Annotated in this window: 12 protein-coding genes and 13 tRNA genes; 18 read left to right on the forward strand and 7 right to left on the reverse strand. The window is 43.6% G+C overall.

Annotated features, from left to right (window positions below):
* Positions 1-5 precede the first annotated feature (5 nt).
* Genes IJ00_RS10325 through IJ00_RS10335 form a run of 3 tightly spaced genes read right to left on the reverse strand, consistent with a single transcriptional unit; the run spans position 6 to position 2,240 of the window.
* Positions 6-1,544 carry a benzoate-CoA ligase family protein gene (locus tag IJ00_RS10325; protein WP_035152725.1) on the reverse strand — a complete coding sequence of 513 codons (1,539 nt, stop codon included), beginning with the start codon at positions 1,542-1,544 and terminating at the stop codon, positions 6-8.
* Positions 1,545-1,567: 23 nt separating this feature from the next.
* A complete protein-coding gene (locus IJ00_RS10330; RefSeq protein WP_035152726.1) occupies positions 1,568-1,948 on the reverse strand; it encodes a holo-ACP synthase in 381 nt (126 codons plus the stop codon).
* Positions 1,929-2,240: an acyl carrier protein gene (locus tag IJ00_RS10335; protein ID WP_238178492.1), complete on the reverse strand. Its 312-nt coding sequence runs from the start codon at positions 2,238-2,240 to the stop codon at positions 1,929-1,931. Before IJ00_RS10335 ends, IJ00_RS10330 begins: the two co-directional genes overlap by 20 nt.
* A gap of 651 nt (positions 2,241-2,891) precedes the next feature.
* Between IJ00_RS10335 and IJ00_RS10340 the strand changes: the two genes are divergently transcribed.
* Both IJ00_RS10340 and IJ00_RS10345 read left to right on the forward strand, forming a co-directional pair.
* A complete protein-coding gene (locus IJ00_RS10340; protein WP_035152728.1) occupies positions 2,892-5,492 on the forward strand; it encodes a TonB-dependent siderophore receptor in 2,601 nt (866 codons plus the stop codon).
* Between the two features lie 43 nt (positions 5,493-5,535).
* Positions 5,536-6,807 (forward strand): MFS transporter, encoded by a 1,272-nt coding sequence (locus tag IJ00_RS10345; protein WP_256388858.1) that lies wholly within the window; start codon positions 5,536-5,538, stop codon positions 6,805-6,807.
* A 135-nt stretch (positions 6,808-6,942) separates the two neighbouring features.
* On the opposite strand, the gene IJ00_RS10350 is transcribed toward IJ00_RS10345, so the two are convergent.
* The 4 genes from IJ00_RS10350 to IJ00_RS10365 form a co-directional block, all read right to left on the reverse strand.
* Positions 6,943-8,343: an FAD-containing oxidoreductase gene (locus IJ00_RS10350; protein ID WP_035152732.1), complete on the reverse strand. Its 1,401-nt coding sequence runs from the start codon at positions 8,341-8,343 to the stop codon at positions 6,943-6,945.
* Positions 8,343-8,750 (reverse strand): hypothetical protein, encoded by a 408-nt coding sequence (locus IJ00_RS10355; protein WP_201782685.1) that lies wholly within the window; start codon positions 8,748-8,750, stop codon positions 8,343-8,345. Before IJ00_RS10355 ends, IJ00_RS10350 begins: the two co-directional genes overlap by 1 nt.
* Before the next feature lie 128 nt (positions 8,751-8,878).
* Positions 8,879-9,628: an SDR family NAD(P)-dependent oxidoreductase gene (locus IJ00_RS10360; protein WP_035158847.1), complete on the reverse strand. Its 750-nt coding sequence runs from the start codon at positions 9,626-9,628 to the stop codon at positions 8,879-8,881.
* Between the two features lie 115 nt (positions 9,629-9,743).
* A complete protein-coding gene (locus IJ00_RS10365) occupies positions 9,744-10,568 on the reverse strand; it encodes an alpha/beta fold hydrolase (protein WP_035152736.1) in 825 nt (274 codons plus the stop codon).
* A 360-nt stretch (positions 10,569-10,928) separates the two neighbouring features.
* Between IJ00_RS10365 and IJ00_RS28935 the strand changes: the two genes are divergently transcribed.
* The 16 genes from IJ00_RS28935 to IJ00_RS10435 all read left to right on the forward strand — a co-directional run bounded on the left by IJ00_RS28935 (position 10,929) and on the right by IJ00_RS10435 (position 15,446).
* A complete protein-coding gene (locus tag IJ00_RS28935; RefSeq protein WP_168163458.1) occupies positions 10,929-11,087 on the forward strand; it encodes a hypothetical protein in 159 nt (52 codons plus the stop codon).
* Positions 11,088-12,034: 947 nt separating this feature from the next.
* Complete coding sequence (locus IJ00_RS10375) at positions 12,035-12,571, forward strand: HNH endonuclease (RefSeq protein WP_035152744.1); 537 nt, start codon at positions 12,035-12,037, stop codon at positions 12,569-12,571.
* A 202-nt stretch (positions 12,572-12,773) separates the two neighbouring features.
* A tRNA-Asp gene (locus IJ00_RS10380) sits at positions 12,774-12,847 on the forward strand.
* Positions 12,848-12,855: 8 nt separating this feature from the next.
* Positions 12,856-12,930: transfer RNA gene (locus tag IJ00_RS10385), tRNA-Cys, on the forward strand.
* 5 nt (positions 12,931-12,935) lie between these two features.
* Positions 12,936-13,011 (forward strand) — tRNA-Met (locus tag IJ00_RS10390).
* 128 nt (positions 13,012-13,139) lie between these two features.
* Positions 13,140-13,207, forward strand: a tRNA-Lys gene (locus IJ00_RS28600).
* 381 nt (positions 13,208-13,588) lie between these two features.
* A tRNA-Arg gene (locus IJ00_RS10395) sits at positions 13,589-13,660 on the forward strand.
* 6 nt (positions 13,661-13,666) lie between these two features.
* Positions 13,667-13,765 (forward strand) — tRNA-OTHER (locus IJ00_RS10400).
* 9 nt (positions 13,766-13,774) lie between these two features.
* Positions 13,775-13,846: transfer RNA gene (locus IJ00_RS10405), tRNA-Asn, on the forward strand.
* A gap of 8 nt (positions 13,847-13,854) precedes the next feature.
* Positions 13,855-13,929 (forward strand) — tRNA-Gln (locus tag IJ00_RS10410).
* A 6-nt stretch (positions 13,930-13,935) separates the two neighbouring features.
* Positions 13,936-14,033: transfer RNA gene (locus IJ00_RS28605), tRNA-Leu, on the forward strand.
* Between the two features lie 4 nt (positions 14,034-14,037).
* Positions 14,038-14,110 (forward strand) — tRNA-Pro (locus IJ00_RS10415).
* Between the two features lie 5 nt (positions 14,111-14,115).
* Positions 14,116-14,189: transfer RNA gene (locus tag IJ00_RS10420), tRNA-Lys, on the forward strand.
* A gap of 4 nt (positions 14,190-14,193) precedes the next feature.
* A tRNA-Leu gene (locus tag IJ00_RS10425) sits at positions 14,194-14,267 on the forward strand.
* A gap of 179 nt (positions 14,268-14,446) precedes the next feature.
* A tRNA-Thr gene (locus IJ00_RS10430) sits at positions 14,447-14,520 on the forward strand.
* An 83-nt stretch (positions 14,521-14,603) separates the two neighbouring features.
* A complete protein-coding gene (locus IJ00_RS10435; protein WP_035152747.1) occupies positions 14,604-15,446 on the forward strand; it encodes a TIGR02452 family protein in 843 nt (280 codons plus the stop codon).
* Positions 15,447-15,484: the final 38 nt, after the last annotated feature.

The raw sequence follows: 15,484 nt of genomic DNA on the forward strand, positions 1-15,484 counted from the left end.
ATTATTTACAAACTTGTACCAGCAAGTAAACTGGAATTATTACTTAATAATCTGCGGTGAATTTTTCCGGTAGCAGTGCGCGGTAATTTTTCTACAAAGTAAACTTTTTTAGGAGCCTTAAAATGTGGCAATAGTTCTTTAGTAAATTTCCGAATATCCATTTCTATTTGTGGTGTACCCATTTGCCCCGACTTGAGAGTAACATAAGCCACAATCTGCGTTAAATGTTCTGCATTATTAGACTCAGGGACAACAGCAACCTCTAGAATTTGGGGATGTTGATGTAATATATCCTCAATTTCCATTGGCGATATCCACTGTCCATTGACTTTAAATAAATCATCATTGCGTCCCATAAAGTAAAAATAACCATCAGCATCCCGCAAATATTTATCTCCAGTCCGCATGGTGTCGCCATAAATCGCTTTACGAGTTTGTTGTAACCGCTTCCAATAACCCCACATCAGGCTTTCTCCTCTGACTTGGAGATTGCCAATTTCACCAGGAGAACAAGGTACACCATCGTCACCCAGAATTTGCGCATCATAACCAGGAATGGGACGACCAGAACTTCCTGGTTTACACTTTCCTATTTGATTAGAGAGAAATATATGTAAAAACTCAGTTGTACCAATTCCTTCACAAATTTCATGCTTGTATGTCTCTAGCCATTGATACCAAATACTTTTAGGTAGTTGTTCCGCCGCAGATGCACACAGTCTTAAGGAAGAAACATCCAAAGGTGCAATTTCCGCGAGAGCCAAAATACCTGCATAAACACTGGGTATACCAAATAAAATTGTCGGTCGATAACGCTGAATATCTGCAATTATGTCGAAAGCATTACTGGCATCAGATAACACACTAGCTGCGCCTACCGCCATTGGCATATATAAGGTATTACCCAAGCCATAGGCAAAAGGCATTTTAGCCACCGAATAAGTAATATCATCCTGGCGCAAACCTAGAGTTGCTTTACCATATCTTTCTGCACACACCACCATACTTTGATGCAGGTGAATCACGCCTTTAGGATTGCCTGTACTACCGGATGTATAGAGCCAGAAAGCTGGTTCATCGGGTGATGTTTCTGCGCAAGGTAGTAATTCATCTTGTTGAGTTAGCAGAGAAAGATAAGCATCTTTAAAGAGTACATGACGTAAATATTTTGATTGAATAGGAGCGAGTTTTTCTTGCCACTCTTGGGTAGTTAATAAGAGTTGGGCGCGAGAATCTTGCAGAATATATTGAATCTCATTCAGACTACAAGTAGTATTAATAGGAACTGGTATTGCTCCTAACCAAATTGCACCCCAAAAGGTAAAAACAAACTCTGGAGAATCGGGCAATAAAATAGCTATACGGTTTTCTTGTTCTAGTCCAAGATTGGCGAGTAATCTGGCACTACGCCGCACAAAGTTGTTAACTTGTCCATAAGTATATGTTTGATTTTGATAATAAAAGGCTATTTTCTCGCTTCTTCCCAGCTTCAAGTTACCTTCTATAAAGTAAGCTGCTATGTTCAATATTTCGTCATTTGTCATTAATTCTTCTTACCCTTGCTCTCTTACATCCCCAGAACTTGCACTAATATGTGTTGATCCCAGTAGCACCAGTTAGCTAACCATTGTTGAATATGACGTTTTTTTGCCTGATGCCTTGCTTTACCGTACAGATGAATAATTAAGTTATAAGGTGTGATTTCAGTTTCAATTTCATTCCAATCAATACTGACTAATCCAGTACCTAGAGCTTTTCCTACAGCTTCTTTTGTGGCAAAACAGATTGCATAATATTGATGGTAGTTGGTTGCCGATTGGCAGTAATGTATTTCTTTAGCAGTGAATAACAAATTTAAGGTTTCACTGTCATATCTATCAACGAGTCTGGCAATTCTATAAATGGGAGTAATATCTAAACCCAACCCTTTAATCTGTTGGTTTAACATGGTTGGTGATATTTTGGGCGATCGCCTCTTGAACTGTATTGCAGACTTGAGATAATGTCATGTCTTGCCGAGACTCTAGCTTCACATTCACCCCCAGCGTGCGTTTCAATCCCAAGGCTATCTCTACTACCTCTACAGAATCAAGTTGTAAATCCTTGTGCAGCAAGGTATTTTCCCTAATCAATTCTTCTGGAATACCGAGATTAAGAAGTATTAATTTCAGGATACCCATCACACTGTCATTATGCTGGTAGCCAGACTCAACTGGAGAAATGTCCATTGATTGACACATATTACACCTTGGGAACTGGGATGCAGACCGGGAAGCTTTACCAAAAGGGGATTTGACTCTAATTCAAGTCAAAATACTTTTTGCCTTATCTCAATGGGAGTAAGCTCTGGTATCGCCTGATATCGAGAAGACTACAGGTTTGATTCAAGTATATTGCAAGTATTTTTCAATTGGTCTACAAACTATCTAATAGGAATAGCTTGCATTTAGCAAGTACTTTTAGATAGAACAAATATATCGATGAGAGTAATACTATTGCGTTTACTTATCATTTGTTTTAGGTTATTGTTTTATAGTCAGGTTTTTCTGTAGCTTAACTCTTATCAGTACAACAACATTCAGAGTATTTTATTTAACCAACACTAAAAGAATATAAGTCTTTTAGTGCAGGAAATCCCAAATTAAGCGCACAAACAATAAGTATAAAAAGTTTCATTTTTTGCATTTTGTATACTTAGCTTAAAACAACTTAACATATTTACTTTAGTTTAGAGTTGACATAGATTCTCAGTAGATATAATGTGAAATTTGTAATAGTTTTTTGTAACTAAGTCCTTTGGTTTACAAAATAAATAGAAATTACTTTCAGTTATTTAAGCCATTGATGTCATTAATCAAAATTGCATAACACGATGGATGATGAGGAGAATAATGAAACCAGAGCAATTCGTGCAGAGCTTGTTGTTCACAGTCTCAGTTGTGATGTTGATGCTACATCCTGCCCAAGGAGAGGATATCAATCAGCACGCCAAACTGCGGGAGAGAAGGCATATTTCCCAACTAAAGCGACCATCTGTACTCAGTCAAGCCAATCCATCGCAGACGGTAACGATTACCAAAGTACAAATCAATTCCACAAGTAAAGGCATAGAGATAATTTTACAGACTCCTTTAGGTGAGCAATTACAAGTTCAGCCGAAGAGTGAAGGTAATACATTTATTGCAGAGATTAGCAATGCTCAACTGCGTCTATCTAGTGGTGACACATTTCGCCAGGAGAAGCCAGCAGCAGGAATTGCAGAGATTACGGTGACTAACCAAAATGCTAATACTATCTTGGTGACAGTTAAGGGAGAAGGAAGTTTACCGCAAGTTGAATTGTTTGATAGTGATGAGGGTTTGATTTTTGGCTTAACGGCAAATGCATCAGCACCGCAACCAGAAGCATCAGTACCAGCACCGCAACCAGAAGCAGAAGCAACACCCCAACCACCATCAGAGAATAATGAGCCAATAGAACTAGTGGTGACAGGCGATCGCGATGATGGCTATAACCCACTCAATGCAACTACTGGTACAAGAACTGACACACCTATACGAGATATTCCGCAGTCGGTTCAGGTGATTCCGCAAAAGGTAATTACAGATCAACAAGTTATCAAATTTGATGAAGCACTAGCTAACGTCAGTAATGTAATTGCTGGTGGTTTTGACACGTCCTCAGAAGCGAGATATACGATTCGGGGATTTGATGATGCACCGATATTGATAGATGGTTTTAGACAATATGCTTTTGCAGAGGTTCCAGAAACAGCGAACTTAGAACGTATCGAAGTCTTGAAAGGTCCAGCTTCTATCTTATATGGAGAGATTCAACCAGGTGGAATCATTAATGCTGTCACCAAAAAACCTCTGGCAAAACCTTTTTACGAAGCAGAAATCCAGTTTGGCAACTATGGTTTGATTCGACCACGCATTGACCTGTCTGGACCTTTAAATGAGGATAAAAGCCAGCGATATCGACTGAATTTATCCTATCTGAATAGTGAAAGTTTTCGAGGCTTTGAGCAAAACTTTGAACAATTTTTCATTGCCCCTGTTTTGACTTGGAAACTGGGTGAAAATACAGATTTAACCGTAGAAGCGCAGTATTCTAACCGGAGACGACCATATGACGCTGGTTTGGTAGCTTCAGGCGATCGCGTCATCGATGTTCCGCGCGATCGCATCATTAATGAACCAGATGACTATATTGACCGGACATTTATTAGTACTGCATACTCCTTAGAGCATCGTTTTAATGATAAATGGACATTACGCAACGGATTTCGCTATGCCACAAGTCGGGTTTACACCGATAAATTGACGATTCCCACGAGCTTTGATGAAACCACAGGTATTGTCAATCGTGTTTATGCTCTCGATGATTTTTATTCTGATGATTATTCATTACAGTCAAGCGTAGTTGGTAAATTTGCCACAGGAGGAATCAAGCATACTCTATTATTTGGTCTGGATTTAAATCGGACTAACTCAAGTAGTTTTGCTGAATCTAATTTCTTCACTCCATCACAATTGAATATCTTCAATCCTGTTTATGGTGCTACACCTCGGACTGGTTTAGATATTTTGCTCTTAGATAGGGAATCAGTTACAGATAGATTAGGTATTTATTTACAAGATGAGATTGCTTTCTTTGAAAATCTCAAATTAGTAGCTGGAATACGTTATGAAACCGTAAAGCAAGACATCACAAACCGACCATCCCTGTTCTATCCAGGGGGTGATACTAGCCAATTCAATGACGCTTGGACTCCCCGTGTGGGAATTGTTTACCAACCATCGAAACAAGTGTCTGTTTACGCGAGCTATTCCCAATCATTTAATCCCAATATTGATAGCTTTGATGCTAACGGTAATCCTCTAAAACCAGAACAGGGCGAAGGTTACGAAGTTGGCATTAAAACTGAACTATTAGAAGGCAAACTTTCTGCAACTGCATCTTACTTTAATATTACCAAACAAAACGTTGCGACCACAGACCCAACTTTTCCAGGATTAGGTATTTCCATTGCTACGGGTGAACAACGTAGCCAAGGTTTTGAATTTGATATTAGCGGGCAAATTCTGCCTGGATGGAATATTATTGCTGCCTACGCCTACACAGATGCAGAGGTTACAGCAGATAATACTATTCCTATTGGTAATAGACTTCCTGGAGTTCCTAGACATAGTGCGAGTTTATGGACAACCTATGAAATCCAACGTGGTAGTTTACAAGGTTTAGGTTTTGGCGTGGGATTCAACTATGTTGGAGAACGGGAAGGAGACCTAGAAAACAGCTTTAAGTTAGATAGTCATTTTCTGACGAATGCAGCTATTTTCTATCGCCGAGACAATTGGCGTTTTGCCCTCAATTTTAAGAACATTTTTGATATTGACTACATCAGTGGTGTACCTTTTAGCAGAACTAGTGGTATTTATCCCGGTGAACCTTTTAGTGTGATTGGTTCGATTTCGGTACAGTTTTAATTGCTCTGTTCCTCCAACAAAAATTAGCAGGACTTTGACTTTTGTGATTAGCGTTAATAGCTTAAAGAAATTTGGCTTACTTGGCAGTCTCTATATATCACAGTTCATGCCCTTTTGGTTTCTCTACCAAACCCTACCTTTGTTCATGCGTCAAAAAGGAGTTTCTTTAGAAACAATTGGATTGTTGCAATTACTTGCGCTTCCGATATCACTTAACTTTTTATGGTCTCCTTTAATTGACCGTTATGGATTTACGCGCTGGGGGCATTATCGTTTTTGGATTATCTGCTTTCAACTCTTGATTGCCGCCATGACGGCTATTTGTGCTTGGTTGAGTGTGGAAAATAACTTTACCATCTTACTAATTTGTATAACTTTAATCAGTTTATTTTCTGCCAGCCAAGATATAGCTACTGATGCTTTAGCTATAGGTTTACTCAATCCTCACGAGAGAGGTGTGGGGAATGCAGTGCAAATTGTGGGTAACTCTCTTGGTTCAGTCATCAGTGGTGGAGGGATGCTGATTTTGTTCAATTACTGGGGATGGACTGCTAGTTTACAAACCTTAGCTTTGATTATGGTTTTAGCGTTAGTTCCTATCTTGTGGTACCGGGAAAATGTTCAGAAAAAGCAAATCTCAGTTAATTGGCAATCTGAAGATTTAACATTTCAATCTAAAGTGAAGTTGCCTGTTTCTTATTTTCAGACTTTTATCAACTTTTGCCGTCACCCAGGGATGATGAACTGGTTACTGATCTTAGTACTATATTCATCAAGTAGTCACATGGCTGCTACTATGTATCGTCCTCTACTAGTAGATATAGGGCTGTCTTTATCAGATATTGGCTGGTTACAGGGAGTTGTTGGTACAAGTGCTGCGGCGATTGGTGGAATTGTTGGCGGTTTGTTGATTTCAGCTTGGGGAAAAAAGCGATCGCTATTTTTATTTAGCCTATTGTGGGCAACGACTATACTAACCTATTTGTTTCCGGCATTCGGTTTTACCAGCCTACCTGTTATCTACTTAGTTGCCATCAGTCCACTATTTAGTATAGGGATGATGAGTACTGCTACCTCTACATTAATGATGGACAATAGCAGTCCAGAAACTCCTGGAACAGATTATACTCTTCAGAGTTCAGTTAGTATTTTTGCTAGTCTCGGTGCTGCGGCAATCAGTGGTGTAGTTGCTAATGCCGTAGGTTATCGGGGTATTTTTTCAATTAGCTTGGCGATCGCACTCATGAGTGTGTGGATGATTTTTCGATATTTTAACGTGAGTTCGATGAGCTTGGATACTTCGATAAATCGATAAAAAACTGTCCCAACAAGGATGATAAATCCCCGTCTAATACCAATTCGCAATGCTCCCTGCGGGAGAGCTAACGCTAACGCAATTAAAAAATCTAGATCTAGTAATGGTTCCGTAGATTCCATCTGTAGCCTAATTTTAGAGAATTGGTATCACAAGCGGCGGCAGCGACTGCATTTCCCCCAAAACTGTCGGAATCAGTTCAGAGACGGTGGGATGAATGGGTACAGCCCCTTGGAGTGTACTATAGGGCTGGTCGGCATTCATCATATCGAGCAATCCGTGAATAGCCTCATCGCCACCTGTACCGAGAATTGCCGCACCGAGAATGCGTTGGGTCTCGGCATCAACCACAATTTTTATAAAGCCCTGAGTCTCACCCTTCTCGATCGCACGCCCAACTCGTGTCATCGGTCTTGTGCCCATAAGCAGGGGGCGACCGGAAGCTCGCGCCTGCGCCTCTGTCATCCCAACGCGCCCTAGGGGAGGATCGATATAGAGGGCATAACCGGAGATGCGATCGCTCACCCGTTTTGCCGCGCCGTCAAGCAGATTAGCAGCGACGATCTCAAAATCATTGTACGCCGTATGGGTGAATGCACCCCGACCGTTGCAGTCGCCCAAGGCCCAAATACCCGGCACATTCGTGCGGAGCTGATCATCGACCATGATATAGCCGTGGGTATCAGTTGTAACCCCAGCGCGATCGAGTCCAAGATCATCGGTGTTAGGCTGGCGTCCGACCGCAAGCAAAACATGGCTACCAATCACGTCTGGTTCCCCCTCGGCACAGTCAACCTGCACAGCCACTCCTTCAGGGTGCGGCGCAAAGGCAATGCACTCAGCCCTCGTGCGAATCTGCACACCTTCGGCTTCCAGAATATCCCGGATGGTGGTAGAGACATCCTCATCCTCATGAGCAACGAGGCGCGGGCTTTTTTCAACTACCGTGACCGCAGACCCAAAGCGGCGGTAAATCTGGGCAAACTCCAGCCCGATGTAGCTACCTCCCACCACCACCAAATGGCGGGGGAGACAATCCAGCGCCAGCATCGAGGTATTGGTCAAATAATCAACCTTTGACAAACCAGGCATCTCAGGCACCCGCGCCCGTCCCCCAACATTGATAAAAATTTGCGGTGCCGTGAGGAATTCATCACCGACCCGCAAGGTATTTGCATCCTCAAAGCGAGCCTGCCCCCGAAACACCGTCAAACGTTCCATATTACGCAGCCAAGCCTCAACACTATGCCGAGAGTTTGCCGCAACAGCCTCAGCCCGAGCCTTCACGCGCTTCATATCAACCGCGATCGCCCCTGCAATGGTCACACCATAGTCGGCGGCGCGGCGAGCCAGATGAGCAGCATAGGCACTCGCGACCAGGGTTTTCGTGGGTGTACAGCCTGTGTTGACACAGGTGCCGCCAAACAAATGTCTCTCAATCAGCGCGACCCTCATGCCTGCCGCAGTCAGCCGTCCAGCTAGCGGTGGGCCCGCTTGACCGGCACCAATAATCAGAGCATCAAAGGACTGACTCATCACAATATCCCCACTACTGAAATTGCACCGATGATGGCAATAGCATCCTCGATCAGCCCCGCCGGGAGGTCACGGCCCAAAGCAGCAGCAAGCCGAGAACGAACCGCTGCACCACCTAACGTGCCCATAACCGCACCGACAATGCCCGCCATTAACCCACCTAAAAGTGTGCCACCATGGACTCCGATCATGGCTCCCGATAGCGCACCACTGACTAGGCGAGCCCCAAACTGGATAGGAACTTTGCGGCTGGGCGTGGCAGGTAACTGATCGGTCACGAATTCGCCTAAAGCCAGTACGGAGAGAATCCATGGCGTGAAGCGGTAGCCCATAAAAGCCAGCCAGCTTCCATCAAGATTGAGGTAACCCAGATAGGCTGCCCAACTCATCGCAGCGGGCGCAGTCATGGTGCGCAGACCCGCAATTAGACCTATCACTAGGGCAAGGAGATATACCATCTTACCTATTTAGATTGGTTTGGATTTGTTTAGATTTTTGCTAGCCACTATCAACAACCAACTTAATGCCGTTCAAGCTAACGAAGACCACCCGTGATGTACAGGGTTTCACCCGTGATCCAGGCGGAATCAGAAGATGCGAAGAAGACGACGGCTGGGGCGATGTCCTGCGGCTGTCCGATGCGACCCAAGGGGGTTAGCGCTTCAGTCTGTTTACGACCTTCGCTCTCGGTAATGCCTGCGCTGTGTGTCCCCTCAGTTTCCACCATGCTAGGATTGATAGCATTGACGCGGATATGGCGAGAACCCAACTCTTTGGCAAGGGACTTGGTGATGGCATCAACCGCTGCTTTGGTAGCGCTATAGACCGAGCCATTCGCGGGTGTCAGAGTGCTCACAATTGAACTAATGTTGACAATGCTACCGCCTTCTTCGCCAAAGTGCTTTACGGCATGCTGTGAGGTCAGAAGCAAGCCTAGCACGTTTAGATCGAATTGCTTGTAGAAATGCTCGGGCGTAATGTTTTCGAGCGGAGAAAATTCGTAGATGCCTGCATTATTAACCAGGATATCCAGCTTGCCAAAGGCTTGTTTCGTTTCAGCAAAAAGCTGTTGAATCTCTGCCTCTTTAGCAACATTTGCCTGCACTGCGATCGCTTTTCCACCTGTACTAACAATCTCGTCAACCACGCGATCAGCTCCTGATTTGCTCGATGCGTAGTTGACAACCACGGCTGCTCCTTCGGCTGCCAGATGTTTGGCGATCGCGGCACCGATGCCTTTAGACGCACCTGTCACGACTGCAATTTTCCCGTCTAGTTTTTTCATAATGATGAGTCCTATCGTTGTTGAGTTTAAAAGAGTGATATCAAACAGGTTGCAAAACATGAGAATGCACCCGTTCGGATCCGTAACATCGATGTCTCATCTCAGCACCTTGACATCAGGACTTGATAAATTCCAACAAATCGGCGTTGAGTTGGTCTTTGCTGGTGTCACCCAGGCTATGTGAACCACCAGGATAGATCTTCAAAGTCGAATCCTTAACGAGCTTCGCAGACAAGAGGGCAGAAGCGCCGATTGGCACAATCTGATCGTCATCCCCATGAATGATCAACGTTGGCACATCAAACTTTTTGAGGTCTTCGGTGAAGTCCGTTTCCGAGAATGCCTTGATGCAGTCATACGCATTTTTGTATCCAGCCATCATGCCCTGCATCCACCACGACTGAATCAGCCCTTGAGAGACTTTAGCACCGGGTCGATTGAAGCCAAAAAACGGACCGCTAGCCACATCAAGAAAAAATTGTGACCGATCAGTCAAGAATGCCGTGCGAAAGCCGTCGAAAACCTCCATGGGCAGTCCTCCGGGATTAGCCTCTGTCTTGACCATAATGGGCGGCACGGCACCCATCAACACGGCTTTAGCCACACGCTTGGTACCATGACGACCAATATAGCGGGCAACTTCGCCGCCGCCTGTAGAGTGCCCGATCATGACTACGTCTTTCAGATCAAGTGCCTCGAAGAGTTCCGCCAGATCGTCGGCGTAGGTGTTCATGTCATTGCCATTCCAGGGTTGGCTTGATCGCCCATGCCCACGGCGATCGTGGGCGATGCAGCGAAAACCATGGGAAGCGAGGAAAAACATCTGGGATTCCCAGGCATCGGCGCTGAGAGGCCAGCCGTGGCTAAAGACAACCGACTGCCCTGAACCCCAATCTTTGTAATAAATCTGTGTGCCGTCTTGGGTTGTGAATGTGCTCATTGCAAAACTCCTGTAGGAATCAAGGCACAAGTATTGAATGTTAAAAATGTTGAATATTAAAAAATTAAATAAAAATATCCCTAGTTTTATGATATTTTGGGGCTATAAAACTAATCAAATAAATGTTACTTTGATAGTACATTCATTTCTAAAAATTGTCAAAAATATTCTTAGCGACTTGCCAAAAAATGATTGCCCCGTTTTAAATATTCGATTATTTGTCTCATACTGAAAATGTGTTCGCTTGCTGTAAAATGCAACATAGTTTGACCAGTTAATGGATATGAAGCTCATTGAATAGAAGATTTCGTTCGCTTAGATATTATTGAATACTGGGAAAAACAAGACGAACCAGAACTTTTGAAAACAATTAAAGACAGAATTTTCTTTTTAGAAGATTCTTCTGGAAAATTATTAAAATTACATAAAACAATTTTACACCAAGGGAAAATAACAATTGATAATAGCCAAGAGCAACAACAGTTAATTTTATCTGGCTTGGTAATCAGAAAAGGATAAAAATTAACTGTTTATAACCTCATATATAAATAATTTTTTAATGAAGATTGGGTAAATAAACAATTGCAGCAATTTGCAAAAGAATAAACCTGGTGAAACAAATGCAGGAATACCAATTATGGCAAGCTCACCCAACCAAACGGGTATAAGTAGATCGGTGTGAAAATTTCAATGTATGTCATTGCGAATGAAACGTTCGCGTAGCGTGTCGCTTTGCGACTCAGTGAAATGAAGCAATCCCAAGGGTTATGCCGATTTTACATTCTGTTACATAGTTAGGTTTATTCTCACCGACTTACTTATATCCCAAAAGCTAATGGGAAAATCAAAATCACAGGGCGATCGCCTAAAAAATCTTGGCTTTGAAAAAGTGGAGACACCACCAAAACAAGCCTCTAAGGCGACAATCAGACGAAAAATTATCCCCTAATTCCCGTCTACAAAGCGCTAGAATCCTTGTATCAAAATAGTTTCAACGCCTACACCGCTAATTTTGGGGGTGTTTTTGTGTTGGCATCTGTAGACGGTTTTTTGATGGGGTGTGATACCGAAGGTCAGCGTCTTTGACGCGATCGCCCTCCTCATCCTCTCCAACAGGTACTAGACAAACGCATACTACAACTGTATTATCGAAATAAGTCTTGATTACAAATACTACAAACCTTCAATGAGCAGCAGATTCTCTTCAATCATTAGTAGCATGATGCATTGCCGACCCAGCCAGGGTGGTATAGATGCGGTTGTGCTATTTGCGTTTGAGGGAATGTATCTGTTTGCCAGTAATAAATCAGAAGAAGGCGAATGGCTGAATTTAGACCAACTTATCCATAGCGGGAGGTGCAAATGTCTCACAGCACCGATATAGGTTACAAAGTATCAATTACCTGACCCCCGCTTCTGTTCACTACTCAGAGACGGGGGTTATTTTTTAGGAGTGAATTAACCTTATGGAAGCTCAACCACCTTTTAGGCAACCACACATATTACAAAATTCAGTGGTGGTGTTCTCTAAAAACTACTTACCAATAGCACGCATCAATATCAAACGGGCAATTGTGCTGTTAGTCACAGGTCAAGCAGAATCGTTGAATTTTGGTACTACAAAGCAGTGGGAAGTGCGATCGCCTAGTGTTGTACTACAAGTACCAGAACATATCCGCTTAACCGTTGGCAATCCCGAACGCCACTGGAAAGTACCACCTGTAAATCGGCGTGAAGTCCTCAAACGAGACAACCACACCTGCCAATACTGCGGTAGCACCAAGCATTTAACCCTTGACCACGTAATCCCCCGCTCAAAAGGTGGGCAGCACACCTGGGATAACGTTGTCACAGCTTGTGAACGTTGTAATTCTACCAAGAGCGATCGCCTGCTACATGAAACAGGAATGGTATTGAAAACCAAGCTTAAAGCTCCGATTCACCCAGCAGTCGCATTTGCTGAACAGTTCTGGAACACACAACGCCTAGCTGAAGGTGAGTAATTTACTCAAACTCAATCACAGAGGGCAATACAGCCATTAAGCAACCCTTGCCCTCTCACTTTCCAAAAAAACTTGTAGTATGCCCTTGACACCTTATAATACATTATGTAGTATGAATGTAGTGAAGCAAAAGAGCCTCTCAAAAAGGCACAGAGCAAACACTATCAGAACCATGAAAATTGAATAGATTGCCACCTAATGTGGGGGTGTAACTCAGTGGTTAAGAGTGCCTGTCTGTCGAACAGGAAGCCGTGGGTTCAAATCCCATCATCCCCGTCTTGTTTGTCCGAGTAGCCAAGTGGGAAGGCGTTGGTCTGCAAAACCAATCATCGTGGGTTCAATCCCCACCTCGGACTCCAAGCATTGCAGTGTCACCTAATGGTTAAGGTACTCGGTTCATAACCGAGGATATGTGAGTTCGATTCTCACCACTGCTACCAAATGCAGGGATGGTGTAATTGGCAACATCACAGTCTCCAAAACTGTTGTTCTGGGTACCCTTCGGGAAGCCGCTCCGCGTCTACAAGTCCTAGTCTCTGCGTTGCCGTGTCCTAATAGAAAAAGCTTACATACTCGCCTAATGGTTAAGGCAACTGTCTCTTAAACAGTCTATGCAGGTTCGATTCCTGTGTATAAATCAACAGCTTTTTTAACTTACATGGCATACATGGTGCCGTAGGCAAATTGGTAAAGCCACCTGTCTTTCAATCCTGGGTTTGCGGGTACTCTGCGAGAAGCCACTCCGCGTCTACAATTCCCGTCAGCACTGCCTCATGGGGTGACGAATGGTGATCGACAGCAACGAAACCAACAAACGGACGCTTGCTGGATAGGGGTTCGATTCCCCTTCACTCCATCCAGACCGATCATGGAGAGATTGCTATTGGCAGAGCAAGCTGTTTGCGCTCACAGTCGTGGGATTCAGCATCTCACTGTGGGTACTCTGCGAGAAGCCGCTGAGTCGCAAAGCGACACGCTGCGCGAACGCGTCTACGACTCCCTCTCTCTCCACCTTATGAGGACGTGGTGTAACGGAGAACATACCAGGTTTCGACCCTGATGATGAGGGTTCAATTCCTTCCGTCCTCGCTTTATCCTCCGGTAGCTCAGTTTTGGTAGAGAGCGCTGGTCTGTTGGCGTAGCCTGCCGCAGGCTTAAAATCAGAGGTCGTCGGTTCGATTCCGACCTGGGGGACTGGCACATTGCCCTATAGCTCAATGGCAGAGCAAGCGGCTGTTAACCGCGAGGTTGTAAGTTCGACTCTTACTGGGGCAGTTATTCATTGCCTTGTAGTGTAATTGGCAACACACCTCTCTTTGAAAGAGGTATTTCAGGTTCAAATCCTGACGAGGCAGCCAAATCATGCTCCTGTAGCCCAATTGGAAGAGGCGCTGGTCTTAGAAACCAGACGGTGTAGGTATCTCCTTCGGAGACGCTACGCGAACAAATCCTACCAGGAGTACTATCCGGGTGTAGCGCAGATGGGAGCGCATCTGTTTTGGGAACAGAGGGTCGCAGGTTCGATCCCTGCCACTCGGATTTATGGGTCGCTAACTCAATTGGTTAGAGTAACTGCCTTTTAAGCAGTAAGTTCAGAGTTCAAGTCTCTGGCGACCCACCTTGCCCCTGTGATGCAATTGGTAGACATGATCCGCTTAAAACGGGTTTGTTGCTGGTTCAAGCCCAGTCAGGGGTATTTGGTACTTAATAAAGTGCCAAAAATGCCAAATAAAGGTGATATTGCGGGGATGGAGCAACAGTTGGCTCATCAGTTTCATAAGCTGAAAATCAGTAGGTGCAATTCCTGCCCCCGTCACCAATTCAATTTGTAATTTGTAATTTCTAATTTTTAATTCCTAAATACAAATTAATTTTGCTGATGTAGCTCAATTTGGCAGAGCAACTGACTTGTAATCAGTAGGTTATGGGTTCAATTCCCTTCATCAGCTTCTCAAAAATATCACCATTTACAAACGCCTATGTCACACTTGTAAAATACATAAAATTAAAAAAACTAAGAGGAGTAAAACCGATGAGACGAATCGCGATCGCCCAAAATACAATCGAAATTCTTGAATCTGGTAATTACACCTCTCCCAGTGGAAAATTGGTCGATATCCAGCAAGACTTACAATCCTGTTTGGCTGGGACTAAATATTATGAACCCGATGCTCTTGAGCAAATTCAACAGGAAGTTATTTCTGGCAAACCTCAATATGAAATTACAGAATTTGAGGTGGAAAACGAAACGACTTTAGAAGGAGCAAAAAGAATTATCGAAACTGGCAAATTTACCAAAATTGGTGTTCTCAATTTTGCTTCAGCTAGAAATCCCGGTGGTGGTTTCCTCAAGGGTTCCCAAGCGCAGGAAGAAAGTTTAGCCCGCAGTTCGGCATTATATAAAAGTATTTTGTTGGGACGAAAATATTACGAATTCCATCGCGGTTATGAATCTCTGTTTTATAGCGATCGCATGATTTATTCTCCCAACTGTCCCGTATTAAAAGACGATGCTGGAAATTTCTTGGAAAATTTCTATTGCGTTGATTTTATTACCAGTGCCGCACCTAACGCGGGAGGAATTGCCAAGCATCAACCCCAGGATTTAGATAAAATTCCCGAAGCTCTTTATTCTCGCGGTACGAAAGTATTGAGTTTGGCTGCCGCCCACAACTGTGATGCCTTAATTTTGGGTGCGTGGGGTTGTGGAGTATTTAGAAATAAGCCATCGATGGTTGCTCAAATGTTTGCGGATTTGCTATTACCAGGTGGAGAGTTTCACGGCAGATTTAAAAGTGTGGTTTTCTCGATATTTTCTAGTAAGTCGGAAGGAGCAAATTTGATGGAATTTCAAAAGCGATTTATTGGAAGTTAATTTATTAATAATAAGTTAATTATAAATCCAAAATCTAA

The sequence above is a fragment of the Calothrix sp. 336/3 genome (assembly GCF_000734895.2).
GTDB lineage: Bacteria > Cyanobacteriota > Cyanobacteriia > Cyanobacteriales > Nostocaceae > 336-3.

Excerpts from the sequence above, each read along its gene's own strand:
- IJ00_RS10330 (WP_035152726.1), bottom strand. The coding sequence starts at position 1,948 with ATGTTAAACCAACAGATTAAAGGGTTGGGTTTAGATATTACTCCCATT.
- IJ00_RS10375 (WP_035152744.1), top strand. The coding sequence starts at position 12,035 with ATGGAAGCTCAACCACCTTTTAGGCAACCACACATATTACAAAATTCA.
- IJ00_RS10340 (WP_035152728.1), top strand. The coding sequence starts at position 2,892 with ATGAAACCAGAGCAATTCGTGCAGAGCTTGTTGTTCACAGTCTCAGTT.
- IJ00_RS10350 (WP_035152732.1), bottom strand. The coding sequence starts at position 8,343 with ATGAGTCAGTCCTTTGATGCTCTGATTATTGGTGCCGGTCAAGCGGGC.
- IJ00_RS10325 (WP_035152725.1), bottom strand. The coding sequence starts at position 1,544 with ATGACAAATGACGAAATATTGAACATAGCAGCTTACTTTATAGAAGGT.
- IJ00_RS10435 (WP_035152747.1), top strand. The coding sequence starts at position 14,604 with ATGAGACGAATCGCGATCGCCCAAAATACAATCGAAATTCTTGAATCT.
- IJ00_RS10365 (WP_035152736.1), bottom strand. The coding sequence starts at position 10,568 with ATGAGCACATTCACAACCCAAGACGGCACACAGATTTATTACAAAGAT.
- IJ00_RS10360 (WP_035158847.1), bottom strand. The coding sequence starts at position 9,628 with ATGAAAAAACTAGACGGGAAAATTGCAGTCGTGACAGGTGCGTCTAAA.
- IJ00_RS10355 (WP_201782685.1), bottom strand. The coding sequence starts at position 8,750 with ATGACTGCGCCCGCTGCGATGAGTTGGGCAGCCTATCTGGGTTACCTC.
- IJ00_RS10335 (WP_238178492.1), bottom strand. The coding sequence starts at position 2,240 with ATGTGTCAATCAATGGACATTTCTCCAGTTGAGTCTGGCTACCAGCAT.